This window comes from Streptomyces sennicomposti (genome assembly GCF_019890635.1).
Classification (GTDB): domain Bacteria; phylum Actinomycetota; class Actinomycetes; order Streptomycetales; family Streptomycetaceae; genus Streptomyces; species Streptomyces sennicomposti.
Map to the genome: position 1 here is coordinate 26,617 of NZ_JAIOAB010000028.1, position 23,661 is coordinate 50,277.

At 71.7% G+C, this 23,661-nt stretch carries 19 protein-coding genes; 10 read left to right on the forward strand and 9 right to left on the reverse strand.

Annotation, left to right across the window (positions count from 1 at the left end):
• Positions 1-21 precede the first annotated feature (21 nt).
• The gene (locus K7787_RS17350; RefSeq protein WP_009189643.1) at positions 22-1,680 is read right to left on the reverse strand and encodes a Stk1 family PASTA domain-containing Ser/Thr kinase; all 1,659 of its coding nucleotides are present in this window, start codon (positions 1,678-1,680) and stop codon (positions 22-24) included.
• 440 nt (positions 1,681-2,120) lie between these two features.
• On the opposite strand from K7787_RS17350, the gene K7787_RS17355 reads away from it, so the two are divergent.
• Positions 2,121-3,815, forward strand: a complete 1,695-nt coding sequence (locus tag K7787_RS17355; RefSeq protein WP_223002031.1) for a protein kinase domain-containing protein — start codon at positions 2,121-2,123, stop codon at positions 3,813-3,815.
• A gap of 77 nt (positions 3,816-3,892) precedes the next feature.
• Here K7787_RS17355 and K7787_RS17360 read toward each other — a convergent pair whose 3' ends face one another.
• Positions 3,893-4,909: a phosphotransferase gene (locus tag K7787_RS17360; protein WP_197073780.1), complete on the reverse strand. Its 1,017-nt coding sequence runs from the start codon at positions 4,907-4,909 to the stop codon at positions 3,893-3,895.
• A 569-nt stretch (positions 4,910-5,478) separates the two neighbouring features.
• Here K7787_RS17360 and pdhA point away from each other — a divergent pair.
• The 3 genes from pdhA to K7787_RS17375 are packed head-to-tail and all read left to right on the forward strand — an operon-like array spanning position 5,479 to position 9,196.
• A complete protein-coding gene (pdhA, locus tag K7787_RS17365) occupies positions 5,479-6,702 on the forward strand; it encodes a pyruvate dehydrogenase (acetyl-transferring) E1 component subunit alpha (protein WP_019981248.1) in 1,224 nt (407 codons plus the stop codon).
• A 32-nt stretch (positions 6,703-6,734) separates the two neighbouring features.
• The gene (locus tag K7787_RS17370) at positions 6,735-7,700 is read left to right on the forward strand and encodes an alpha-ketoacid dehydrogenase subunit beta (protein WP_043261074.1); all 966 of its coding nucleotides are present in this window, start codon (positions 6,735-6,737) and stop codon (positions 7,698-7,700) included.
• Between the two features lie 11 nt (positions 7,701-7,711).
• The gene (locus K7787_RS17375) at positions 7,712-9,196 is read left to right on the forward strand and encodes a dihydrolipoamide acetyltransferase family protein (protein ID WP_223002033.1); all 1,485 of its coding nucleotides are present in this window, start codon (positions 7,712-7,714) and stop codon (positions 9,194-9,196) included.
• A gap of 142 nt (positions 9,197-9,338) precedes the next feature.
• On the opposite strand, the gene K7787_RS17380 is transcribed toward K7787_RS17375, so the two are convergent.
• Positions 9,339-10,316, reverse strand: coding sequence for a BRO-N domain-containing protein (locus K7787_RS17380; RefSeq protein ID WP_223002035.1), 978 nt, complete (start codon positions 10,314-10,316; stop codon positions 9,339-9,341).
• A gap of 207 nt (positions 10,317-10,523) precedes the next feature.
• Complete coding sequence (locus K7787_RS17385; RefSeq protein ID WP_019981244.1) at positions 10,524-11,426, reverse strand: D-alanyl-D-alanine carboxypeptidase family protein; 903 nt, start codon at positions 11,424-11,426, stop codon at positions 10,524-10,526.
• 196 nt (positions 11,427-11,622) lie between these two features.
• Here K7787_RS17385 and K7787_RS17390 point away from each other — a divergent pair, with 196 nt between their 5' ends.
• Positions 11,623-12,273, forward strand: a complete 651-nt coding sequence (locus K7787_RS17390) for a GntR family transcriptional regulator (protein WP_078624835.1) — start codon at positions 11,623-11,625, stop codon at positions 12,271-12,273.
• Positions 12,270-13,589: an MFS transporter gene (locus K7787_RS17395; RefSeq protein WP_223002037.1), complete on the forward strand. Its 1,320-nt coding sequence runs from the start codon at positions 12,270-12,272 to the stop codon at positions 13,587-13,589. Before K7787_RS17390 ends, K7787_RS17395 begins: the two co-directional genes overlap by 4 nt.
• A gap of 263 nt (positions 13,590-13,852) precedes the next feature.
• Here K7787_RS17395 and K7787_RS17400 read toward each other — a convergent pair whose 3' ends face one another.
• Positions 13,853-14,677, reverse strand: a complete 825-nt coding sequence (locus K7787_RS17400) for a maleylpyruvate isomerase family mycothiol-dependent enzyme (RefSeq protein WP_223002039.1) — start codon at positions 14,675-14,677, stop codon at positions 13,853-13,855.
• A gap of 221 nt (positions 14,678-14,898) precedes the next feature.
• On the opposite strand from K7787_RS17400, the gene K7787_RS17405 reads away from it, so the two are divergent.
• Positions 14,899-15,693 carry a carbon-nitrogen family hydrolase gene (locus K7787_RS17405; RefSeq protein WP_223002041.1) on the forward strand — a complete coding sequence of 265 codons (795 nt, stop codon included), beginning with the start codon at positions 14,899-14,901 and terminating at the stop codon, positions 15,691-15,693.
• Between the two features lie 84 nt (positions 15,694-15,777).
• On the opposite strand, the gene K7787_RS17410 is transcribed toward K7787_RS17405, so the two are convergent.
• A complete protein-coding gene (locus K7787_RS17410) occupies positions 15,778-16,272 on the reverse strand; it encodes an LURP-one-related/scramblase family protein (protein WP_164394379.1) in 495 nt (164 codons plus the stop codon).
• 210 nt (positions 16,273-16,482) lie between these two features.
• On the opposite strand from K7787_RS17410, the gene K7787_RS17415 reads away from it, so the two are divergent.
• Positions 16,483-18,312, forward strand: coding sequence for an NHL domain-containing thioredoxin family protein (locus tag K7787_RS17415; protein ID WP_223002043.1), 1,830 nt, complete (start codon positions 16,483-16,485; stop codon positions 18,310-18,312).
• A 126-nt stretch (positions 18,313-18,438) separates the two neighbouring features.
• Here K7787_RS17415 and K7787_RS17420 read toward each other — a convergent pair whose 3' ends face one another.
• The 3 genes from K7787_RS17420 to K7787_RS17430 all read right to left on the reverse strand — a co-directional run bounded on the left by K7787_RS17420 (position 18,439) and on the right by K7787_RS17430 (position 22,072).
• A complete protein-coding gene (locus K7787_RS17420) occupies positions 18,439-18,690 on the reverse strand; it encodes a DUF6458 family protein (protein WP_009189657.1) in 252 nt (83 codons plus the stop codon).
• A gap of 155 nt (positions 18,691-18,845) precedes the next feature.
• Positions 18,846-20,144, reverse strand: coding sequence for a M18 family aminopeptidase (locus tag K7787_RS17425; RefSeq protein WP_223002045.1), 1,299 nt, complete (start codon positions 20,142-20,144; stop codon positions 18,846-18,848).
• A 101-nt stretch (positions 20,145-20,245) separates the two neighbouring features.
• Complete coding sequence (locus K7787_RS17430; RefSeq protein WP_009189659.1) at positions 20,246-22,072, reverse strand: acyl-CoA dehydrogenase; 1,827 nt, start codon at positions 22,070-22,072, stop codon at positions 20,246-20,248.
• Positions 22,073-22,407: 335 nt separating this feature from the next.
• Here K7787_RS17430 and K7787_RS17435 point away from each other — a divergent pair, with 335 nt between their 5' ends.
• Both K7787_RS17435 and K7787_RS17440 read left to right on the forward strand, forming a co-directional pair.
• A complete protein-coding gene (locus K7787_RS17435) occupies positions 22,408-22,836 on the forward strand; it encodes a BP74-related protein (protein ID WP_223002047.1) in 429 nt (142 codons plus the stop codon).
• A gap of 63 nt (positions 22,837-22,899) precedes the next feature.
• Positions 22,900-23,397 (forward strand): SseB family protein, encoded by a 498-nt coding sequence (locus tag K7787_RS17440; RefSeq protein ID WP_027757937.1) that lies wholly within the window; start codon positions 22,900-22,902, stop codon positions 23,395-23,397.
• Positions 23,398-23,661: the final 264 nt, after the last annotated feature.

The window sequence follows — 23,661 nt, forward strand, 5'->3', positions numbered from 1 at the left end:
GGCCCCCGGTCGTCGTGCCGGTCACTGCGGGGGATTGCCCGTCGAGACGTTCAGCTGGATGGTCGGCATGTTGTCCGGGTCGAGATCCGTGTCCGCGGCCGGGAACTGGTTCAGGACGGTGCCCTCGCCCCAGGTGTTGTCGTCCACGTCCGTGATCTTCAGCTTCCAGCCCGCGGCCTGGAAGCACTCCTTCACGGACTGGATGTACTTGTACTGGAAGTCCGGCAGCCGGATCTTGTCCGGGTCGTTGTACGACTCCTGCGGCTCTTTGCACTTGTCCGCGTCGATCGTCTTCGACGTGTCCGGCCCGCGGTGCCCCGGCACGCTGCTGGACGCCGTCGTGGTGGGGGAGGTGCTCCCGCCGCCGCCCCGGGTGTCGTCGTCGCTGCCGTTGTTGACCAGCAGCGCGGCGATCAGGCCGCCGACCGCCACGACCGCGACGACGATCGAGCCGACGACGACCGGCTTGTTGCCCCCGCCCCGCGCCGGGCCCGGGGCGCCGGGGTTCTGCGGGGAGATGGTGTAGGGCGGCGGCGTGGCGCTCTGCTGCGGCGCGTACCCGGCCGGGCCCGGAGCGGCGTAGCCGCCCTGCTGCGGGTAGCCGTACGCGGGCTGGGGCATCGCCGGCGGCGGGGTGCCGTAGGGGTTCGGGTTCGGGGTGGGCGCCGGGTTCGGCTGGTACGGCGTCTGGACGTTGCCCACGGGCGCGGGCGGGGTGTCGACCGGCGGGAAGACGGCGGAACCGACGCCGGCGCCGCTGGAGGTCTGCACGCCCGGGACGATGCTCGGCGGGGCGGCCTGGAAGGAGGCGGCCACGCGCAGGCACTCGTCGCGCATCGACTCGGCGTTCGGGAAGCGCTCGTTGGGGTTCTTCTTCAGCGCGCGGGCGATCATCGCGTCCACCGCGGGCGGCAGCGAGCGGTTGATCGTGGAGGGCGCGACGGGCTCCTCCTGCACGTGCGCGTACGCGATCGCCAGCGGCGAGTCGGCGTCGAACGGGAGCCGTCCGGTGACCAGTTGGAAGAGCATGATGCCGACCGAGTACAGGTCGGAGCGGGCGTCCACGCCGCGGCCGAGCGCCTGTTCGGGCGACAGGTACTGCGGGGTGCCGACGACCATGCCGGTCTGCGTCATGGAGGTGACGCCGGACTGCATGGCGCGGGCGATGCCGAAGTCCATCACCTTGACGACGCCGCGCTTGGTCATCATCACGTTGCCCGGCTTGATGTCGCGGTGGACCAGCCCCATCTCGTGGCTGATCTCCAGCGCGGCGAGCACGTCCGCGGTGACCTTCAGGGCCTTGTCGACGGGCATCGCGCCGTACTGCCGCACGTCCTGGTCGAGCACCGAGCCCAGCGGCCGGCCCTCGATGTACTCCATGACGATGTACGGCGTGGCCATGCCGTCCAGTTCGTCCTCGCCGGTGTCGAACACCGAGACGATGTTGGTGTGCGTGAGCTTCGCCACCGCCTGCGCCTCGCGGCGGAACCGCTCGCGGAACGCCGGCTCGCGGCCCAGCTCGGTGTGGAGCGTCTTGATCGCGACCTGACGGTCGAGCACGGCGTCGTAGGCGAGGTGCACCGAGGCCATGCCGCCCTCGCCGAGCAAGTCGCGCAGCTGGTAGCGGCCGCCGGCCAGCGCCCGCCCCGTGAACCGGCCCTGTGCGCCGTCCTGGCTCATCTTCTGCGTCCCCCATTGGCGCGCTAGGCCCGGCGTGCCGCGCCCGCGTGATCGGCTGTCCGTCGGCCGGTCCCGGGACCCGCCGCCCGGCGGTCGCGCGGCCGGACCTGCCGACCGGACCGTGTGACCGGAGAGCGTGACCGGATCCCGATGATCGAATGTGTTATTCCCGGCCAAGTCTGCCCCAGGGCACTGACACGTCAAGCTCGGTGCCCGTTCCGTGACCGTACGCGAAAGAAGCGTCGCGGAAGCGTTACAGCGGGCGTACGGCCGGTACACGGGATTTGCACGACCATGGCCGCACGGGGTTTGATGACCGGTCCGGCCCGGACCGGTCCGCGCGGCGAACCCGGACCGGCGGCTTGCGCCGAGCCTGTAGCGTGGCCGACGGAGACCGTGACAACACCGCGCACCGCGGGCAGAAACGACGGCGAGGACTGATGGCACAGACGCAGCGCGCCCAGGGCCCGTCCGACCCCGAGGGTGGCGGCGGCATGTCGGACGCGCCGGAACTGTGGGGCAACGGCGGACTGGTCGGCGACGGCCGGTACCGGCTGACGCACCGGCTCGGCCGGGGCGGCATGGCCGAGGTGTTCGCGGCCGAGGACGTGCGCCTCGGACGCACCGTCGCCGTGAAGCTGCTGCGCGCCGACCTCGCCGAGGACCCCGTCTCCAAGGCCCGCTTCACGCGCGAGGCCCAGTCGGTGGCCGGGCTCAACCACCACGCGATCGTCGCCGTGTACGACTCCGGCGAGGACGTCGTCGGCGGCCAGTCCGTGCCGTACATCGTGATGGAGCTGGTCGAGGGCCGCACCATCCGCGACCTGCTGCTCAACGCCGAGGCGCCCGGCCCCGAGCAGGCGCTGATCATCGTCTCCGGGGTCCTGGAGGCGCTCGCCTACTCGCACCAGCACGGCATCGTGCACCGCGACATCAAGCCGGCCAACGTCATCATCACCGACAACGGCGCGGTCAAGGTGATGGACTTCGGCATCGCCCGCGCCCTGCACGGCGCGTCCACGACGATGACGCAGACCGGCATGGTCATGGGCACCCCGCAGTACCTCTCCCCGGAGCAGGCGCTCGGCAAGGCCGTCGACCACCGCTCCGACCTGTACGCCACGGGCTGCCTGCTGTACGAACTGCTCGCGCTGCGGCCCCCGTTCACCGGCGAGACCCCGCTGTCGGTGGTCTACCAGCACGTCCAGGACATTCCGGTGCCGCCGTCGGTCACCTCGGAGGGCGGCTGCCCGCCCGAGCTGGACGGCCTGGTGATGCGGTCGCTGGCCAAGGAGCCCGACGACCGGTTCCAGACGGCCGAGGAGATGCGCGGACTGGTCCAGTACGCGCTGCAGATGCTCTACGACCAGGGTGGCCACACCGGCACCTGGAACACCGGCCCGGTGGCGGTCCACGAGGGCCGGCACACGCCCGCGGCGGGCTTCGCCGGGACGACGGCGATGCCGCACCCGGGCGTCCCCGGCTCCGGTACCACGCAGATCCCGCAGCCGATCCTGCCCGCCGGGTACGGCAACGGCGACGACGGCGGCTTCGAGGGCGGCGGCAACCGGGGCGGCGGCCGCGGCAAGCTGTGGATCCTCGCCGTGCTGGCGGTGATCGCCGTCGCGGCGGGCGTCGCGCTGGCGCTGAACCACGACGACGGCAGCGGCGGCGGCAAGGACCCCGGCACCAGCAAGTCGCCGTCCGTCTCGCAGTCCGCCGACGACCAGCAGCCGAGTCCGTCGGCGAGCGACGACTCGTCGCGCCGTCCGTCGGACACGTCGACGGACCAGGACACCGGGTCGAACGGCGGTTCGGGCTGGGGCGATTACACGCCGTCGAACAAGCCGTCGACGACGCCGTCGGACGAGCCGTCGGACGAGCCGAGTTCCCGCCAGCCGACGGGCTCGTCGAGTCAGACGCCTCCGCAGACCACGAACGGCGGCGGCGACAACGGGGGCAACACGGGCACCAGCACCGGCAACGACGGCGGCAGCACGGGCACCAGCGCCGGCAACGACGGCGGCAGCACGGGCACCAGCGCCGGCAACGACGGCGGCGCGGACACGGCCGGCACCGGCGATGCCGCCGGCACCGCGGCCGGAGCGGCGAACGCCGGCGTCCCCGGCACCTGACCCCCCTCACGCGCGCGTGGACCCCTGAAGGGCCTCCACGCGCGCGTTCCTGTGCCCGGCACCCCCCGCCGGGCGGCTCACTCCGCGAACGCCCCGCACACCGCGTCGTACTCCCGCGTCCACCACACGACGAGCGCCGAGGCGGCCGGGAACTGCGGGTCCGCGCGGGTGTCGCCGCGCTCGTAGTGCCAGCGCAGCATCCAGAAGTCGTTCAGGCGCTCCCACCACACCCGGTGCACGGCCGCCGCGAGCTCCTCGGCCGTGGCCCCGGCCGAGCGCCGGTACGCGCGCGCGTACGCCCTGATCTTGGGCAGGTCCAGGGTGCCGGCCGGGCGGACGAAGAAGATCGCGGCGGCGCGTACCGCCTCCTCCGCACGCGGTTGCACGCCGAGCCGGTCCCAGTCGACGATCGCGGCCGGGGCGTCGCCCTTGTAGAGCAGGTTGAACGGGTGGAAGTCGCCGTGCACCCAGCCGGTCGGGCCGCCGCGCGGAGGACGCCGGTCGGCGTGCTGTTCGAGCAGCGCGCGGCGCTCCAGGAGGCGGTGGCGGGCCAGCTCGTCGAAGGCGTCCGGGGGGCGGTGGCGGCGGACGTGGCCGAGCAGGTCGTCGATCAGGGTGAGGGTGTCGGCGGGATCGGCGCTCTCCACGGGGTGCGGGCCGGCGGCGGGGCGGGTGTGCCGCTTGGGCGGCATCACGCGCTCCAGGCAGGCGTGCACGGCCCCCAGGAGCGCGCCGAGCCGGGTGCACTGGCCGGTGGTGAGCTGGCCGCCGTGCCGGTGCCGGCCGTCGATCCAGGGGTGCAGGGCGTAGGCGTGGCCGCCGACGACGGCGACGGTGCGCCCGTCGCGGCCGGCCAGCGGGGGCGCCACCGGGACGCCGAGGTCGGCCAGGCGCTGGGTGGCGCGGTGCTGGCGGGCGATCGCGGCGGGGTCGGCGGTGTCCGGGTCGAAGTGGTGCTTGAGGAAGTACCGGCCGCGCGTCGTGCACAGCCGGTAGCCGCGGTTCAGCAGGCCCTGGTCGACCGGTTCGCAGGTGAGGGCGGAGCCGGCCCCGTACTGGCGCAGTAAGGCGTTCAGAGGGGGCGCGTGGGGCACAGGGGGTGGTACACATGAGCGCGGCACGCGCCAGATGTTAGGGCACCGGCCGAGGCCGTGAGCTGGGCGTTGTCACAGGCTGTCGTCCGCAGTCGCAATCGGTCACTTGGTGTCACCGCGGTGATCCGTTCCCGTCCGCGCCCCGGTCCGCGCCCCCCGTTCGGATACCGGCCGCCGCTCTCCGCCGACCGGGGCCGTTCCGACCGTCCGCCAACCCTTCCCGACCCGGGGGTGACCGGGATAACGTGCCGGTGTTCCGGCCCCCTGCAAGGCTGTGACCAGCGGTTGCCCCGAAAGCCCGGCGAGATACTCGGACGTCCAAGCGAAAATACTTGGAAATCCAAGGAAACACGCAGGTCAGGTGGGGTTTCACAGAAATGTGGAGCACTGGGTAACGTGGCTGTTGCAGGGCGCTCGCCGGGGCACCTGTCACGCCTGTTCCCGGCCGAGTGGCACCCACCCCGTGCCCCGTGGTCCAGAACAGGTGAGCCTCCCCCAAGCTCTCACGAGCAGGGGGGACCCCCAGGCCCACCGGCGACCCCGGGGGCCGGACCGACGGAGGAGCACACGTGACCGTGGAGAGCACTGCCGCGCGCACATCGCGACGCAGCGCCGGGAGCAAGGCCGGTACGTCCGGCACGAAGGCAGCCGGCACCACCGGTAGCAAGCGCACCACCCGCACGACCGCCAAGAAGGCCGCCGCCGACGGCGCCGACCCTCAGCTCGTGCAGCTGCTGACCCCCGAGGGGAAGCGCGTCAAGAACGCCGAGTACGACAAGTACGTCGCCGGCATCACCCCGGAAGACCTGCGCGGCCTGTACCGCGACATGGTGCTCACCCGCCGCTTCGACGCCGAGGCCACCGCCCTGCAGCGCCAGGGCGAGCTGGGACTGTGGGCCTCCCTGCTCGGCCAGGAGGCCGCGCAGATCGGCTCCGGCCGGGCCACCCGCGAGGACGACTACGTCTTCCCGACCTACCGCGAGCACGGCGTCGCCTGGTGCCGCGGGGTCGACCCGACCAACCTGCTGGGCATGTTCCGCGGCGTGAACAACGGCGGCTGGGACCCCAACGGCAACAACTTCCACCTCTACACGATCGTCATCGGCTCCCAGACGCTGCACGCCACCGGCTACGCCATGGGCATCGCCAAGGACGGCGCCGACTCCGCGGTCATCGCCTACTTCGGCGACGGCGCCTCCAGCCAGGGCGACGTGGCGGAGTCCTTCACCTTCTCCGCGGTCTACAACGCGCCCGTGGTGTTCTTCTGCCAGAACAACCAGTGGGCGATCTCCGAGCCGACCGAGAAGCAGACCCGGGTGCCGCTGTACCAGCGCGCGCAGGGCTTCGGCTTCCCCGGCGTCCGCGTCGACGGCAACGACGTGCTGGCCTGCCTCGCGGTCACCCGGTGGGCGCTGGAGCGCGCCCGCGCCGGCGAGGGCCCCACCCTGGTCGAGGCGTATACCTACCGCATGGGCGCGCACACCACCTCCGACGACCCCACCCGCTACCGGGGCGACGAGGAGCGGCTCGCCTGGGAGGCGAAGGACCCGATCCTGCGCCTTCGCCGGCACCTGGAGGCCGCAAACCACGCGGACGAGGGATTCTTCGCGGAACTCGAGACCGAGAGCGAGGCGTTGGGCAGACGAGTGCGCGAAGCGGTCCGCGCCATGCCCGACCCGGACCACTTCGCCATCTTCGAGAACGCGTACGCGGACGGGCACGCGCTCGTCGACGAGGAGCGCGCCCAGTTCGCCGCCTACCAGGCGTCGTTCACGGACGCGGAGGGGGTCTGAGGATGGCTGCGGAGGCTGTGACGGTGAAAAACATGGCCCTGGCCAAGGCGATCAACGAGTCGCTGCGCCGTGCCCTGGAGAACGACCCGAAGGTCCTCGTCATGGGCGAGGACGTCGGCAAGCTCGGCGGCGTGTTCCGGGTGACGGACGGGCTCCAGAAGGACTTCGGCGAGAGCCGGGTCATCGACACCCCGCTCGCCGAGTCCGGCATCGTGGGCACGGCGATCGGTCTCGCGCTGCGCGGCTACCGCCCGGTGGTCGAGATCCAGTTCGACGGCTTCGTCTTCCCGGCGTACGACCAGATCGTCACCCAGCTGGCGAAGATGCACGCCCGCTCGCTGGGCAAGGTCAAGATGCCCGTCGTGATCCGCATCCCCTACGGCGGCGGCATCGGCGCGGTCGAGCACCACTCCGAGTCCCCGGAGGCGCTCTTCGCGCACGTGGCGGGCCTGAAGGTGGTGAGCCCGTCCAACGCCTCGGACGCCTACTGGATGATGCAGCAGGCCATCCAGAGCGACGACCCGGTGATCTACTTCGAGCCCAAGCGGCGCTACTGGGACAAGGGCGAGGTCGACACCGAGGCCATCCCCGCCCCGCTGCACAAGGCGCAGGTCGTCCGCGAGGGCGCCGACCTGACCCTGGCGGCCTACGGCCCGATGGTGAAGCTGTGCCAGGAGGCCGCCGCGGCCGCCGCCGAGGAGGGCAAGTCCCTGGAGGTCCTGGACCTGCGCTCGGTCTCCCCGCTGGACTTCGACGCGATCCAGGCGTCGGTGCAGAAGACCCGCCGCCTGGTGGTGGTGCACGAGGCGCCGGTGTTCTTCGGCTCCGGCGCGGAGATCGCCGCCCGGATCACCGAGCGTTGCTTCTACCACCTGGAGGCCCCGGTCCTCAGGGTCGGCGGCTACCACGCGCCGTATCCGCCGGCGCGCCTGGAGGAGACCTACCTGCCGGACCTGGACCGCGTGCTCGACGCCGTCGACCGCTCGCTGGCGTACTGAGGGAGAGGGTCGTGACGACGATGACCGACGCGTCCGTGCGCGAGTTCAAGATGCCGGATGTCGGCGAGGGCCTGACCGAGGCCGAGATCCTCAAGTGGTACGTCCAGCCGGGTGACACGGTCACCGACGGCCAGGTCGTCTGCGAGGTCGAGACGGCCAAGGCGGCCGTCGAACTGCCCATCCCCTACGACGGCGTGGTGCGCGAACTGCGCTTCCCCGAGGGCACCACGGTGGACGTGGGCACCGCGATCATCACGGTGGCGGTGGCCGGCGGAGCCCCGGCGGCCGAACCGCAGCAGACCGAGGTACCGGCTCAGGCGGGCGCCGCGGCCGAGCCGCAGCAGGCCGAGGAGCCGAAGCCGGAGGGCCGCCAGCCGGTCCTCGTCGGCTACGGCGTCTCCACCTCCGCCACCAAGCGCCGCCCCCGCAAGGGCGCCGAGGCCGCGCCCCGCGCGGACCAGGCCCCGGCGGCGCCCCAGCCGGAGCTGAACGGCCGCGCCGCCGCCCCCCAGGCCACCGCCCCGGCGCCCGCCGCGCCGGTACCGGCCCCGGCCGGCAAGGACCGGCCGCTGGCCAAGCCGCCGGTGCGCAAGCTCGCCAAGGACCTGGGCGTGGACCTGACCACGGTGGTCCCGTCCGGCCCGGACGGCGTCATCACCCGCGAGGACGTCCACGCCGCGGTGCGGGCGGCGGTGCCGGCACCCGAGGCCCCGGCCGCCGAGCCGGCCTTGGCGCAGGCCCCCGCGGGGGAGCGGGGCCGGCCGGCCCCGGCGCCCGTGGCGGCGTACGACGCGGCCCGGGAGACGCGCATCCCCGTCAAGGGCGTCCGCAAGGCGACGGCCGCGGCGATGGTCGGCTCGGCGTTCACGGCGCCGCACGTCACGGAGTTCGTGACGGTGGACGTGACGCGGACGATGAAGCTCGTCGAGGAGCTGAAGCAGGACAAGGAGTTCACCGGTCTGCGCGTGAACCCCCTGCTGCTGATCGCCAAGGCGCTGCTGGTCGCGATCAAGCGCAACCCGGACATCAACGCGTCCTGGGACGAGGCCAGCCAGGAGATCGTGCTCAAGCACTACGTCAACCTGGGCATCGCCGCGGCCACCCCGCGGGGCCTGATCGTGCCGAACATCAAGGACGCCCACGCCAAGACGCTGCCGCAACTCGCCGAATCCCTCGGCGAACTGGTCGCGACGGCCCGCGAGGGCAAGACGTCCCCGGCGGCGATGCAGGGCGGCACGGTGACCATCACCAACGTCGGCGTCTTCGGCGTCGACACCGGCACGCCGATCCTCAACCCGGGCGAGTCCGCGATCCTCGCGATCGGCGCGATCAAGCTCCAGCCGTGGGTCCACAAGGGCAAGGTCAAGCCCCGTCAGGTCACCACCCTGGCCCTCTCCTTCGACCACCGCCTGGTCGACGGCGAACTCGGCTCGAAGGTCCTGGCGGACGTCGCGGCGATCCTGGAGCAGCCGAAAAGGCTGATCACCTGGGCGTGACGCCGCGACATGCGTAACCTGTAGTACCTGGAGGGGACGGCCGCAACTTCGGATTGCGACCGCCCCCTCCTTTTCCGTTCTCGCACCGGCGCGGACGGGCCGGAATCAGCGCCGGTGGGCCAGGTCCACGGCCGGGCCGGTCTCAGGCCCGGTGGAGGACGTACACCGGCGCCCCGTTCTCCGCCGCGCCGCGGGGGTGGATGCAGGCGTGCCGGCGCAGCATGCGGAGGCAGTCGTTGACGCGGCGCACGGACAGTCCGGTGCGGGTCGCGATCGACTCGATGGGCACCCGCAGCTCGCCCTGCTCCACCAGCACCGGCGCGATCACCACGGCCACCGTCCACACGTCCTCCGTCACCGACAGCCGCTGCCGCCAGTCGGCCAGCACGGAGGCGGTGGTGGGCCGGACGCTGAGCGCCTCGGCGGGGCCGGGACGGTCGAGGCCGAGGACGTCGAGGCGGTCGGCGATGCGCTCCATGGCCCGCGCCATGGCCTGCTGGGCGGTGAGAGCGGCCTGCTGCGTGGCGAGCGTCGCCTGCTGCGCCGCCAGCATCTCCTTCTGCAGGCTGAGCGATTCACGCTGTGCGACTGCAAGTTCCTCGTCCACCTGGAGGTTGTGCGCCTCCAGCCGGACGATGGCCTCGGCGACCTGCTCCGGCATGGCGTAGGCGATCGGCGCTCCGGGGTCGGCCGGCTGCACCTCGGCCTCCTCCAGGCAGTAGGACCCCTCCCGCTGCACGGTCTCGATCACTTCCGCGACCCACTGCTTGAAGGGGGCGCAGGCGGGTTTGGTGCAGGCGTTGACGAGCAGGACGAGACCTTGCAGAGAGATGACATTCAGGTCTCGACGCCACTCTCTACCTGCGGGAATGCTGAGACCGTAAGCTCCAGTTACGGTCTCGAGGATCTCTCGGTGAGCCTCTGGGACATGATCGGCGAGAGCCTGCCGTGAGTTGGTGTGCCCCAGTTCCTTGCAGACGTCCACCGCCGGGAACCAGTGCGCGCCGTCCGGCATCGTCAGCCGCCGCACCCGCGCTCCGGTCGCCGCGTAGACGAAGTCGCTGATGTCGATCGCCTCGTGCCGCTCGGCCGGCCCGGGTCGTTTGCTCGGTTCGTTCACGTGAACCACCTCCGCTGCGGAAGGTAGAGCGAAGAAAAGTGAATATGCCAGTTCACCCAGGGATGTTCACGATTGAGGGGGAAGATCGACCGAAGCGCCGCGGCGGGGCGCCGAGGCGTGTATGGCGAGGCGGACGGCGGGCTCGTACGACGCGCGAGGGGCCTGCCGCCGACCGGCGACAGACCCCTCGTGGTGTGTCCTCGGGGCTCAGCCCAGGCGGGCGAAGCCGTAGTTGAGGAGCTTCGTGGCGTCGGTGGCGCGCTGGTTGATGGAGGAGGAGGCCAGGACCGTGCCGATGACGGTCTTGGAGCCGCGGGTGGCGGCGAAGACCAGGCAGTACTTGGCCTCGGGACCGGAGCCGGTCTTCACGCCGATGGCGCCCTTGTAGCTGCTCAGCAGCGTGTTCGTGTTGGTCCAGGTGGCCATCGTGCGGGTGCTGCCCGTCTTGGTGACGGTCTTGGCCGTGTACGACTTGGTCTTCACGATGGCGCGGAAGTTGGCGTTCTTCATCGCGCTGCTGGCGATTTTCGTCAGGTCGCGCGGCGTCGAGTAGTTCTTGCCGTTGCCGATGCCGTCGAACGAGTCGAAGTGCGTGTTCTTCAGCTTCAGGTCCTTCGCGGCGGTGTTCATCTTGCCGATGAAGGACTTCACGCGCGCGGACATCGTCGAGCCGGTGCCGTACTTGTCGGCCAGCGCGTACGCGGCGTCGCAGCCCGAGGGCAGCATCAGCCCGTACAGCAGCTGGCGCACGGTCACCTTGTCGCCCACGATGAGGTGGGCCTGGGAGGCGTTGTTCTTGACGACGTAGTCGCTGTAGGCCTTCTGGATGGTGACCTTGGCGTCCAGGTTGAGGTTCTTCTGCGACAGCACGACCTTCGCGGTCATGATCTTCGTCGTCGAGCCGGTGGACAGCTTGGTGTCCGCGGCCTTGGTGTAGAGCGACGAGCCGTTCGCGTTGTTCATCACGTAGCCGCCCTTGGCCACGATGGACGGCGCGGAGACGGCCTGCGCGGGCATGGCGGTGAGCGCCCCGGTGGCGAGGACCGCGCCGGTGGTCATGGCGACGGCGGCGGCTCTGCGGAGGCGGATGGCCTTGATGCCGGTTTTCAAGTGAGGTACCCCGAATACGTTGAATGCCCCTAGGGTGCGGCGGAGTTGACTACCCAGCGAAGTGGGGCCGCACGTGTCTGACTCGTAACTAGCACAGAAGGTTGTGCGGTTGCCCGGGGCGGGTGCCCCTCGGTCGGCCCGGTCCGCATGCTGGACGGGGCGAGTCTTGTGTACGTGTTGTATCTATGCTGTGGACATGACCTTGTCCGTGAAGCAGCCCCCCGCCGCCGACCGTGTGTACACCCACGTCAAGCAAGCCGTCCTGGACCGCCGCTACGAGGGCGGCACCCTGCTGACCGAGGGCGAGCTGGCCGAGGCCGTCGGGGTGTCGCGCACCCCGGTGCGCGAGGCGCTGCTCCGGCTGGAGGTCGAGGGGCTGCTCAAGCTGTACCCGAAGAAGGGAGCGCTCGTCCTGCCGGTCTCCGCGCAGGAGATCGCCGACGTCGTCGAGACCCGGCAGCTGGTCGAGGGCCACGCGGTGCGCAAGGCCGTGCCCGCCCCGGCCGGACTCCTGGCGCGGCTGGAGGAACTGCTCGAACAGCAGAAGCGGCAGGCCGCCGCCGGCGATCTGGCCGGCGCCGCCGTCACCGACCGCTGCTTCCACGCCGAGATCGTCCGCAGCGGCGGCAACGAGATCCTCTCGCGCCTCTACGACCAGCTGCGCGACCGGCAGCTGCGGATGGGCGTCGCCGTCATGCACTCCCATCCCGACCGGATCGCCAAGACCCTCGCCGAGCACGAGGCGATCCTCCGGGCGCTGCGCGACGGCGACGCCGAGGCCGCCGCCGGCATCGTGCACGGACACGTCAGCTGGTTCTCGAACCTGGCCCGGGGTGAGGTCCGATGAGTTCCTCCACCAGCCGTCCCACCGCCGCCCCGGCGCTGCCCGGCGACCCGCCGGGCGGGCGGCGCGCGGTCGCCGTGTGGGGCATCGGCGTCGCCGTCTACTTCGTCGCCGTCATCTTCCGCACCTCGCTGGGCGTCGCCGGCCTCGACGCCGCCGACCGTTTCCACGTCAACGCCTCCGCGCTCTCCACCTTCTCGATCCTGCAGCTGCTCGTGTACGCGGGCATGCAGATACCCGTCGGCCTGCTGGTCGACCGGCTCGGCACCAAGAAGGTGCTGGGCATCGGCGTCGTCCTGTTCACGGCCGGTCAGCTCGGCTTCGCCTTCTCGCCGTCGTACGGCACGGCGCTCGCCTCGCGCGCGCTGCTGGGGTGCGGCGACGCCATGACGTTCATCAGCGTGCTGCGGCTGGGCACCCGGTGGTTCCCCGCACGGCGCGGGCCGCTGGTCGCGCAGCTCGCCGGGCTCGTCGGCATGGCGGGCAACCTGGTCTCCACGCTCGTGCTGGCCCGGCTGCTGCACGGCGTCGGCTGGACCTGGGCGTTCGGCGGCAGCGCGGTGGCCGGGGCGGTGGTGTTCGTGCTGCTGGTGCTGTTCCTGAAGGACCACCCCGAGGGCTTCGCGCCGGAGCCGCAGACGCACCAGGGCTCCGCGTACGTGCGGCGGCAGATTGCCGAGGCGTGGCGGGAGCCGGGGACGCGGCTGGGGATGTGGGTGCACTTCACCACGCAGTTCCCGGCGATGGTGTTCCTGCTGCTGTGGGGGCTGCCGTTCCTGGTGGAGGCGCAGGGGCTGTCGCGGGCGACCGCGGGCGATCTGCTGACCCTGGTCGTGCTGTCGAACATGGCCGTCGGACTCGTCTACGGGCAGGTCGTCGCCCGGCATCACGCGGCGCGGTTGCCGCTGGCGCTGGGGACGGTGGCGGCGACGGCCCTGATGTGGGCGGCGACGCTGGCGTACCCCGGGGGGCGGGCGCCGATGTGGCTGCTGGTGGTGCTGTGCGTGGTGCTGGGTGCCTGCGGGCCGGCGTCGATGATCGGGTTCGACTTCGCCCGGCCGGCGAATCCGGCGGAGCGTCAGGGGACCGCGTCCGGGATCACCAACATGGGCGGTTTCATCGCCTCGATGACGACGCTGTTCGTGATCGGGGTGCTGCTGGACGCCACGGAGGACGACTACCGGGTCGCGTTCTCCTCGGTGTTCGTGCTGCAGGCGGTGGGGGTCTCGCAGATTCTGCGGTTGCGGAAGCGGGCGGCCCGGCGGGAGCGGGAGCGGTTGGTGGCCAGTCGGGTGGAGACGGTGCACGTCCCTGCGTGACGCTGCGCTGTGCATGGCGGTGAGTTGACGTGCCGTCGCTTGAGGGTGCGGGGAGTTGCGGCTGGGGGTGGGTGCGCCGGCCCCGCGTGAGGGGGTGCCCCTGCGCCCACCCGTGCCGCCCCTGCGGCACGACTGCCCGCAGCTACGGGGGAGAGACGGGGACGGCCCGCGGCTACGGCACCGGTGACGGCGCGACTGGCCGCGGCTACGGCGGCTTGGGGCGGCCGCCCGACCCGCGGGGAGGCGGCCGCCCGGCGGTGGTCTTACTGCGTCACCGTGAAGTTGCGGAGGATGGCCGAGGCCAGGTCCTGGTCGCCCTCCGTCTTGACCCGGTCCGCGACCGCTTCCGGAGTGGTGCGGCCGCAGGCGAGGCGGACGTAGGTCTCCCAGTCGAGGGTGAGGGACGCGGCCGGGCCGAGGGCCGGCGCCGTCTCCAGGGTGCCGCGGCCCTGGATGTCGACGCGGATCGTGCGCAGGAACTCCACCGGGCCGTGCACGTCGAAGACGATCGCCGAGCTGCGCGGCGCGTCCGCCTTCTCCGCGACCACGCGCGGCAGGGCGTCCAGCAGATAGTCCCGGGCGACGTGCGCGCCGGGCGAGTCCAGGTCGCCGGGGCGGCCGAGGGCGGCGCGCAGGTCCTGTTCGTGCACCCAGATGTCGAACGCGCGGTAGCGCATGGACTCCTCGAGGGTGATCTCCGCGCCGAGCGGGCCGCGCACCTTGGTCCCGGGCTCCCGGGACTCGTTGCGCAGCTGGCGGTTGCGGCGGATGATCGTGTGCTCCAGCTCGGACGTCATCTCCGGCGCCGTGTGGTGGCGGCGGACGTCGACCTGCATCTCCATGTACCGCTGGTGCTCGTTGGTGACGTGGAACAGGTCGCGCGGCAGCGAGTGGATGGGCCGCGGGTCGCCCAGCGCCTCGCAGTCCATGCCGATCACATGCGAGACGACATCCCGCACCGACCAGCCGGGGCACGGCGTCCGCCGGTTCCATTCGCCCTCCACGAGCGGCTGCACCAGCTCGGATATCGCCTCGACGGAGTGGGTCCAGGCATCGGCGTAGGGCTGGAGGGTGGGATGCAGACTCACGGAACGGGACCCCTCGGCGGTCGGTACACGGGCAGGTGGTGGCGGCATTGCCAGTGGGCGGTGGGCTGCTGTCGGCGGGTGTCTGGTGATTCTCCCGCGCTCTCGCTCCGCTTCGAGCGGGGAGGACCCCCAAGTTACGCTGCTGTGAAGCACCCCGGCAGTGCTTTCGTGTGACGATCGTAGGCCGGTGTGGACAACTCGATTGCCAGGACGGTGGTAGTGTGCGCGCCTCGCTGATCCAGATCGCCGTGGACGAGGGCGAATCGGTCGCATCGCGACGGCAGCGGGCCGCCGCGCTCGTCCGTGAGCAGGCCGGCGCCGATCTCGTCGTGCTGCCGGAGCTGTGGACCACCGGGGCCTTCGCCTTCGAGGAGTTCGAGGCCGCGGCCGAGGTGTTGGACGGCCCGACGCACGAGGTGATGGCGAAGGCGGCGAGCGACGCGGGCGTATGGCTGCACGCGGGCTCGATCCCCGAGCGCGCGCCCGAAGGTGCCGTCTACAACACCTCCCTCGTCTTCTCCCCCTCCGGCGACCTGGTCGCCTCCTACCGCAAGATCCACCGCTTCGGCTTCGACAAGGGCGAGGCCGTGCTGATGGGCGCGGGACGCGAACCGGTGACGGTCCCGCTGCCGGACACCACGCTGGGTCTGGCGACCTGTTACGACCTCCGTTTCCCCGAACTGTTCCGCTCCCTGGTCGACGGCGGCGCCGAGATCCTGGTGATCCCGGCGGGCTGGCCCGAGCGGCGGCGCGCGCACTGGACGCTGCTGGCCCGGGCGCGGGCGGTGGAGGACCAGGCGTTCGTGCTCGCCTGTGGAACGGCCGGCGCCCACGCCGGGGTTCCCCAGGCGGGTCACTCGATCGTGGTCGATCCGTGGGGCGAGGTGCTGGCGGAGGCCGGGCACGACGAGGAGGTCCTCACCGTCGAGTTCGACCCGGGCCGGGTCGCCACGACGCGCGAGCAGTTCCCGGCCCTCAAGGACCGCGTGCTCGGCCTGGAGGCGCCGCGCCACTGACCGCCGGTCGCGCCGACGACCGTCGGTGGCCGTGAGCGGAACCGCCGCCCCGCGCGCGGGCGCTGCCGTCGCCCCGCGCGGGCGCTACCGCTCGTCCCGTTCCTTCTCCGCCAGGTGGATCACGCAGACGGCCACCGCGATCAGCAGCGCCGGGTCGGCGTCGTCCCGTACGACGTCGATGCCGTAGGTGTCCACGACGCTCAGCCAACGCCGGGAGATCACCGCGAGCAGTTCGCCGTCGTACTCGACGGCGAACTCCCGGTCCAGGATCTTGCCGCTGACGTCCAGCTCGGTGCCGTCCACCAGGGTCACCCGGTAGTGGTTGCGCAGCAGCGACAGCCGTTTGCGCCGGATCTTCGCCAGGGCCTCGCCGCCCCGCTCGATCACCATCGTGTCCCGCAGGGAGAGCATCTTCTGGTGGATGTCGATCAGCACCCGGCCCTGGGCGTCCTTCAGCTCGAAGGTGTCCCGCAGGCGCATCGCCTTGCCGTCGACGAGGAACAGCTTGGCGCCGTGCTCGTCCTCGATCCAGTAGTCGTCACCGATGCCGAGGATCCGGTCGCGTACGAGGAGTCTCATGCCCTCACCGCTTCCCCGGCGGGCGCCCGCCGACGCGGGCTGTGGGCCGACGGACTGAGCGGACCGGTCCCGGGAACCCCGCGCGGAAGACGCACGCGGACGGTACGGAACCGCTCACCACCGCCCCTGGAACCGCTCACGACCGCCCCCGGAACCCCTCACCGGGCGGCCCCCGCGCCGGTTGTCGGCGGCGGGTGGCACCCTTGGTCCATGAGCGAATCGTCCCCGGCCCCGACCACCCGCCGTGCCCGTGTCCGCGCCCCCGAGCTGACCGGCAAGGGCGGCTGGCTGAACACGGGCGGAAACCAGTACACCCTCGCCGACCTGCGCGGGCGCATCGTCATCCTGGATTTCTGGACGTTCTGCTGCATCAATTGTCTGCACGTCCTGGACGAGCTGAGGGAGCTGGAGGCCAAGCACCGCGACACCGTGGTGATCATCGGCGTGCACTCGCCGAAGTTCGTCCACGAGGCGGAGCACCAGGCGGTCGTGGACGCCGTGGAGCGGTACGGCGTGGAGCACCCGGTGCTGGACGACCCCGAGCTGGCCACCTGGAAGCAGTACGCGGTGCGGGCCTGGCCCACGCTCGTCGTGATCGACCCCGAGGGGTACGTCGTCGCGCAGCACGCGGGCGAGGGCCACGCGCACGCCCTCGCCAAGCTGGTGGAGGAGCTGGAGGCGGAGCACGCCGCCAAGGGCACCCTGCGCCGCGGCGACGGGCCGTACGTGGCGCCGGAGCCGGAGCCCACCACGCTGCGCTTCCCGGGCAAGGCGCTCCTGCTGCCGTCCGGGAACTTCCTGGTCAGCGACACCACCCGGCACCAGCTGGTGGAGCTGGCGGCGGACGGCGAGAGCGTCGTGCGCCGGATCGGCTCCGGCGCGCGCGGCTTCGCCGACGGCGCCGCCGAGGACGCCGCCTTCAACGAGCCGCAGGGCCTCGCCCTGCTCGACGACGGCGCCGTCGTGGTCGCCGACACGGTCAACCACGCGCTGCGCCGCTTCGACCCGGCGACGGGGCGGATCACGACCCTGGCCGGCACCGGCCGCCAGTGGATGCAGGGCGAGGCCACCGAGGGTCCCGCGCGCGAGGTGAACCTCTCCTCGCCCTGGGACGTCGCCTGGTGGCAGGGCAGGGTGTGGATCGCCATGGCGGGCGTGCACCAGCTGTGGGCGTACGACCCGGCCGACGGAACCGTGTCCGTCACCGCCGGCACGACGAACGAGGGCCTGGTCGACGGCCCCGGCGCCGAGGCCTGGTTCGCCCAGCCCTCCGGCCTTGCGGCCACGCCCGAGCGGCTGTGGCTCGCCGACTCGGAGACCTCCGCCCTGCGCTGGGTGGACCCGGACGGGCAGGTCCACACGGCCGTCGGTACCGGCCTGTTCGACTTCGGCCACCGGGACGGCGCCGCCGGACAGGCGCTGCTCCAGCACCCCTTGGGCGTCACCGCCCTGCCGGACGGCTCGGTCGCCGTCAGCGACACCTACAACCACGCCCTGCGCCGCTACGACCCGGCGACCGGCGAGGTCACCACGCTCGCCACCGATCTGCGCGAACCGAGCGACGCGGTGCTGGCGGGCGAGGACATCGTGGTCGTGGAGTCGGCCCGGCACCGGCTGACCCGCCTGCGGCTGCCCGAGGAGGCGGTGCGCGTCGAGGCCGTCGCGCACCGCACCCAGCGTGCCGCCACCGAGGTGGCCCCCGGCGCGCTGCGGCTGGACGTGATCTTCCAGGCCCCGGCCGGCCAGAAGCTGGACACGCGCTACGGCCCCTCGACCCGCCTCCTGGTCTCCGCCACCCCGCCCGAGCTGCTGCTGGACGGCGCGGGCGCGGGCACCGGTCTCGCCCGTGACCTGGAGCTGAACCCGGCCGTGTCCGAGGGCGTGCTGCACGTCTCCGCGATGGCCGCCTCGTGCGACGACGACCCGGCGAACGAGTACCCGGCCTGCCATGTCCACCAGCAGGACTGGGGCGTCCCGGTCCGGCTGGCCGACACCGGCACGGACCGGCTCCCGCTGGTCCTGGCCGGGCTCGACGCCTGACCGGGGGCCGTCTGACCGGAGTCGCGGGGCCGCCGCCCGAGGGCGCGGTCGTACCGTCGTACGGCCGCCCTCTCCCGGCGGCCGTACGACGGGCCGTACGGACGGTGCTGTGATCCGGGGCGTCGGTCAGACGCCGTAGCCGTCGCTGTAGCCGTCGCGCGCGTGGTGGTGGCGCTCCTCCTCGACGACCGTCGTCGTGGGCGGCACCATCACGCGGCGGCGCCGGGCGATGCTGCTGAACGTGGTCACGCCGATCACGCCGACGATCATGAGGATCACGCCGACCATGTGCACGTTGACGCTCTGCACGTGCCAGTCGGTCGCGAACGTGAGGATGGCTCCCACGGCGATGAGGATGATGCACCCGCCGAGGCCCATGAGTGTCGCCTCCTAGTCCGGTGTCAGGTCCGGTGGTTCCGGCCTGTCCGGTCCCTTCCGGTCAACTCCGGGTACCCGCAAGCCCGGTGGACATGCGGCGGCGACCCCTCAGGGGCCTCTCACGGGCTTCCCGGGCCTCGCGGGCCCGTGCGGCGTCAGCCCTCCAGGAACGCCGCCAGCGCGTTCGCCAGCAGGAACGGGTCGTCGGCGGCGCACAGTTCGCGCGCGCTGTGCATGGACAGGATGGCCACGCCGATGTCCACGGTCTTGATGCCGTGCCGGGCCGCGGTGATCGGGCCGATCGTCGTACCGCACGGCATGGAGTTGTTGGAGACGAACGTCTGGAAGGGCACGCCCGCCTTCTCGCAGGCCGCGGCGAACACCGCACGTCCCGAACCGTCGGTCGCGTAGCGGTTGTTGACGTTGACCTTGAGGATGGGGCCGCCGCCCGCGCGCGGGTGGTGCGTCGGGTCGTGCCGCTCGGCGTAGTTCGGGTGCACCGCGTGGCCGGTGTCCGAGGACAGGCAGACCGTGCCGGCGAAGGCGCGCGCCCGGTCCTCGTACGAACCGCCGCGCGTGAACACCGAACGCTCCAGCACGCCGCCGAGCAGCGGCCCGTCGGCGCCGGTGTCGGACTGGGAGCCGTTCTCCTCGTGGTCGAAGGCGGCCAGCACCGGGATGTACGGCAGTTCGGCGCCGCCGGTCGCCACCGCCGCCAGGGCGGCCGTTCCCGCGTGCACCGACAGCAGGTTGTCCATGCGCGGGCCGGCCAGCAGTTCGCGGTCGCGGCCGAGGTAGGCGGGCGGCTCGACGGAGTGCGTCATCAGGTCCCAGCCGGCCACCTCGCCCGCGGCCAGGCCCGCCTCCTGTTCCAGGAAGGCGATCAGGTCGCCGTCGCGCACGTCGTCGCCCAGGCCCCACACCGGCTGCAGATGCCGCTGCTTGTCGAGCTTGAGGCCGTCGGTGGAGACCGTCCGGTCCAGGTGGATGGCGAGCTGGGGGACGCGCAGGAGCGGGCGGTCGACGTTCACCAGGCGCGTGGAGCCGTCGCGCAGGGTGAGCCGGCCGGCCAGGCCCAGGTCGCGGTCGAGCCAGGAGTTCATCAGCGGGCCGCCGTAGATCTCCACGGCGACCTGGCGCCAGCCGTGCGCCCCGGTGTCGGGCCGCGGCTTGACGCGCAGGTTCGGCGAGTCGGTGTGCGCGCCGACGATGCGGAACGGGGTGTGCGGCGCGGCGCCGTCGGGGACGTACCAGGCGATGATCGCGCCGCCGCGCAGCACGTACTTCCCGCCCGTGGCGGCGTCCCAGGCGTCCGTCTCGGCGACCTGCCGGAAGCCCGCCTTCTCCAGCCGCGCGGCGGCGCTCGCCACGGCGTGGTACGGCGACGGGCTGGCCGCCAGGAAGGACATCAGGTCGTCGGTGTGGCCGCGGTCGAAGGGCCGGCTTGTGCTCATGGGTTCACCTTAACGACGGACGAGGGTCCGCCCCCGGTGCGGGAACGGACCCTCGTGCGGACCTCGTGCGAGCGCGGCGGTGCGCGGTCGCGGGGGCGGGACTAGAACGCGGCCTCGTCCAGCTCCATCAGGTCCAGGTCGACCTTCTCGGCGATCTTGCGGGCCAGCGTGACGCCCGGCAGGACGTTGGCCGCGAAGAACTTCGCCGCCGCGATCTTGCCCGTGTAGAACGCCTTGTCCTTGGCGGAGGCGGTCTCCAGCTTCTCGGCGGCGATCGCCGCGCCCTTCAGCAGCAGGTAGCCGACGACCACGTCGCCGGAGGCCAGCAGCAGGCGGGTGGTGTTCAGGCCCACCTTGTAGATGTTCTTGACGTCCTGCTCGGTGGCGGCGAGGTCGGTCAGCATGACGCCGACGACGGCCTCCAGCTCCACGGCGGCCTTGGCCAGGTACTCGCGGGACTCGGCCAGCTCCGCGCCGCCGGTGCCCAGGGCGAGGAACTTCTTGATGTCCTCGGCGAGCGAGTTCAGCGCGGCGCCCTGGTTGCGGACGATCTTCCGGAAGAAGTAGTCCTGGCCCTGGATCGCGGTGGTGCCCTCGTACAGGGTGTCGATCTTGGAGTCCCGGATGTACTGCTCGATCGGGTACTCCTGCAGGAAGCCGGAGCCGCCGAAGGTCTGCAGCGACTGGGCGAGCTGCTCGTAGGCCTTCTCGGAGCCGTAGCCCTTGACGATGGGCAGGAGCAGGTCGTTGAGGGCGTGCTCGGCGGAGGCGTCCTCGCCGTTGGCCTCCTTGACCTGGATCTCGTCCTGGACCGAGGCGGTGTACATCACCAGGGCGCGCATGCCCTCGGCGTACGCCTTCTGCGTCATCAGCGAGCGGCGCACGTCGGGGTGGTGGGTGATGGTGACCTTGGGCGCGGTCTTGTCCATGAAGTTGGCCAGGTCCGGGCCCTGGACGCGCTCCTTGGCGTACTCCAGCGCGTTCAGGTAGCCGGTGGACAGCGTGGAGATCGCCTTCGTGCCGACCATCATGCGGGCGAACTCGATGATGCGGAACATCTGGCGGATGCCGTCGTGCTTGTCGCCGATCAGCCAGCCCTTGGCGGGGTGCTTGTCGCCGAAGGTCATCTCGCACGTGTTGGAGGCCTTCAGGCCCATCTTGTGCTCGACGTTGGTGGCGTAGACGCCGTTGCGCTCGCCCAGCTCGCCGGTCTCGAAGTCGAACTCGTACTTCGGGACGAGGAAGAGGGACAGGCCCTTGGTGCCGGGGCCGGCGCCCTCGGGGCGCGCGAGCACGTAGTGGAGGATGTTCTCCGACATGTCGTGCTCACCGGAGGTGATGAAGCGCTTCACGCCCTCGATGTGCCAGGAGCCGTCCTCCTGCTGGACGGCCTTGGTGCGGCCGGCGCCCACGTCGGAGCCCGCGTCGGGCTCGGTGAGCACCATGGTGGAGCCCCACTGCCGCTCCACGGCGATCTTGGCGATGTGCTTCTGGACCTCGTTGCCCTCCTCGAAGAGGATGCCGGCGAACGCCGGGCCGGAGGAGTACATCCACACGGCCGGGTTGGCGCCCAGGATCAGCTCGGCGTAGGCCCAGATCAGGGAGCGCGGCGAGGTGGTGCCGCCGATCTCCTCGGGCAGGCCGAGGCGCCAGTACTCGGAGTCCATGAAGGCCTGGTAGCTCTTCTTGAAGGACGCCGGGACCGGGGCGGTGTTGGTCTCGGGGTCGAACACCGGCGGGTTGCGGTCGGCGTCGGCGAAGGACTCCGCCAGCTCGTTCTCGGAGAGGCGGGTCAGCTCCTCCAGGATGCTCTTGGCGGTCTCGGTGTCCATCTCGGCGAACGGACCCGTGCCGTACAGCTTGTCGCGTCCGAGGACCTCGAAGAGGTTGAACTCGATGTCGCGGAGGTTGGACTTGTAGTGCCCCATGGCCACGGCTCCCGTCGAGGACTCGGCGAGGCACTGACTCCTCGCATCTGGTTCGCGTACCAACTAGTAGCTCCGATGATGCTACCCGTCGGTAATAAGACGCAACCCCTGATGGTCCGTCTGTGACACGTCTCTTAATCGGCGGGTGTGACGGGTGTGGCCGGAGGGGCTTGCGAGGTGCCGTGGGGCGGGTGCGAGGTCAACCGCCGGGTGCCTCTGACCCGATCCGGTGAAGCGGGACTCGGGCCCGGGCGTGTCGTGACCAGTGTCGATTACTGTCCGTATTGCTCGGTGGCGCGGGGTCATCGGGTGATCGGAGAGAACAGGGGAAGCCCATGCGACGACTGCTCGCGAAGCTCGGCGGAGTTGCGGCGGCCGTGATGCTGACGGTCGGGATGTCCCATCCCGCACAGGCGGCGACGCCCGCCTACTTCGAGTTCCAGGACATCACCGGCAGCAAGGCGGTCTTCGAGCTCACCGACGAGACCAGAATCCAGGAGGCCCGGGACATCCTGAGCGGCAAGGAGAAGGACCGGGTGCACGTGTTCGGCCGGATCGTCCACCGGCCGGCCGCCTGGAACCCGGGCTGGAGCTACCACTACGACCCCTCGACCGTGAACTTCTTCGAGGTCGCCATCGAGGTCTGCGACGCCACGCTCCCCTACGTGGAGGACCACCTGGACGAGGCCGGCGGCGCGTTCCTGCCGGGCAACATCTTCTGCCCGTGGACCTCGAAGCTGACCCGGGAGGTGCCCGCGCCGTAGGAGGGGCGCCGGGGAGTGTCCGTCCCCGCCCTGCGGCCCCGGGCGCGTCGGTACGCTTGGCGCATGTACGGATACGGCCAGCCGATGGACGGGGGCGCGGCGCAGCAGCAGTACGCGCCGCCGCAGGAGCAGATGCCGGGCGGTATGGCGGGGGGCATGGCGGGCGGCTACGGGCAGCAGCAGCCGCTGTACCCCGAGCCGTCGCCGCCCTCGCTCGCGGACGCGGTCCGTGCGTTCACCACCGGGCAGATGGCCGCGGAGGACTTCCAGCAGATCTTCGCCACCTCGAAGGTGTACTGCCCGCGCGGTGACACGCCCGGCTTCCTCGCCCTGCACAACACCCAGCAGCCGGTGATCCCGATGTTCACCTCGCTGAAGGAACTGCGGCGCTACGCGGGCAAGGAGTCCAAGTACTTCGTGATCACCGGCGCGGAGGTGATCGACCTGCTGCCCACGGGGTACGGCTTCGTGCTCGACATGGAGGGCGAGCACCGGATCGTGTTCGACGCCAAGGCGGTCGAGCAGATGGTCGACTTCGCGATGCGCCGGATGTACGGCTGAGACGCCGGCGGCACGGCCGGTGCGTCGGCCTCACGGCCGGTGCCCGGGGGTGCGGTGAGCGCCGCGCGGTTGGGGGTTACGGCGAGCGTCGCGGCTGCGGTGTGGTGAGCGCCGCGCGGCCGGGGTGCGGTGAGCGCCGCCCCGCCGGGGTGCGGTGAGCGGTGCGCGGTCTGGACGCCGGTCTGGATGTCGGCCCGGGCGCCGGCCCGGTCGCGTGGGTGGCGTCGGCCCCGGGTGCCCGGGTGCCCGGGTGGCGTCGGTGGT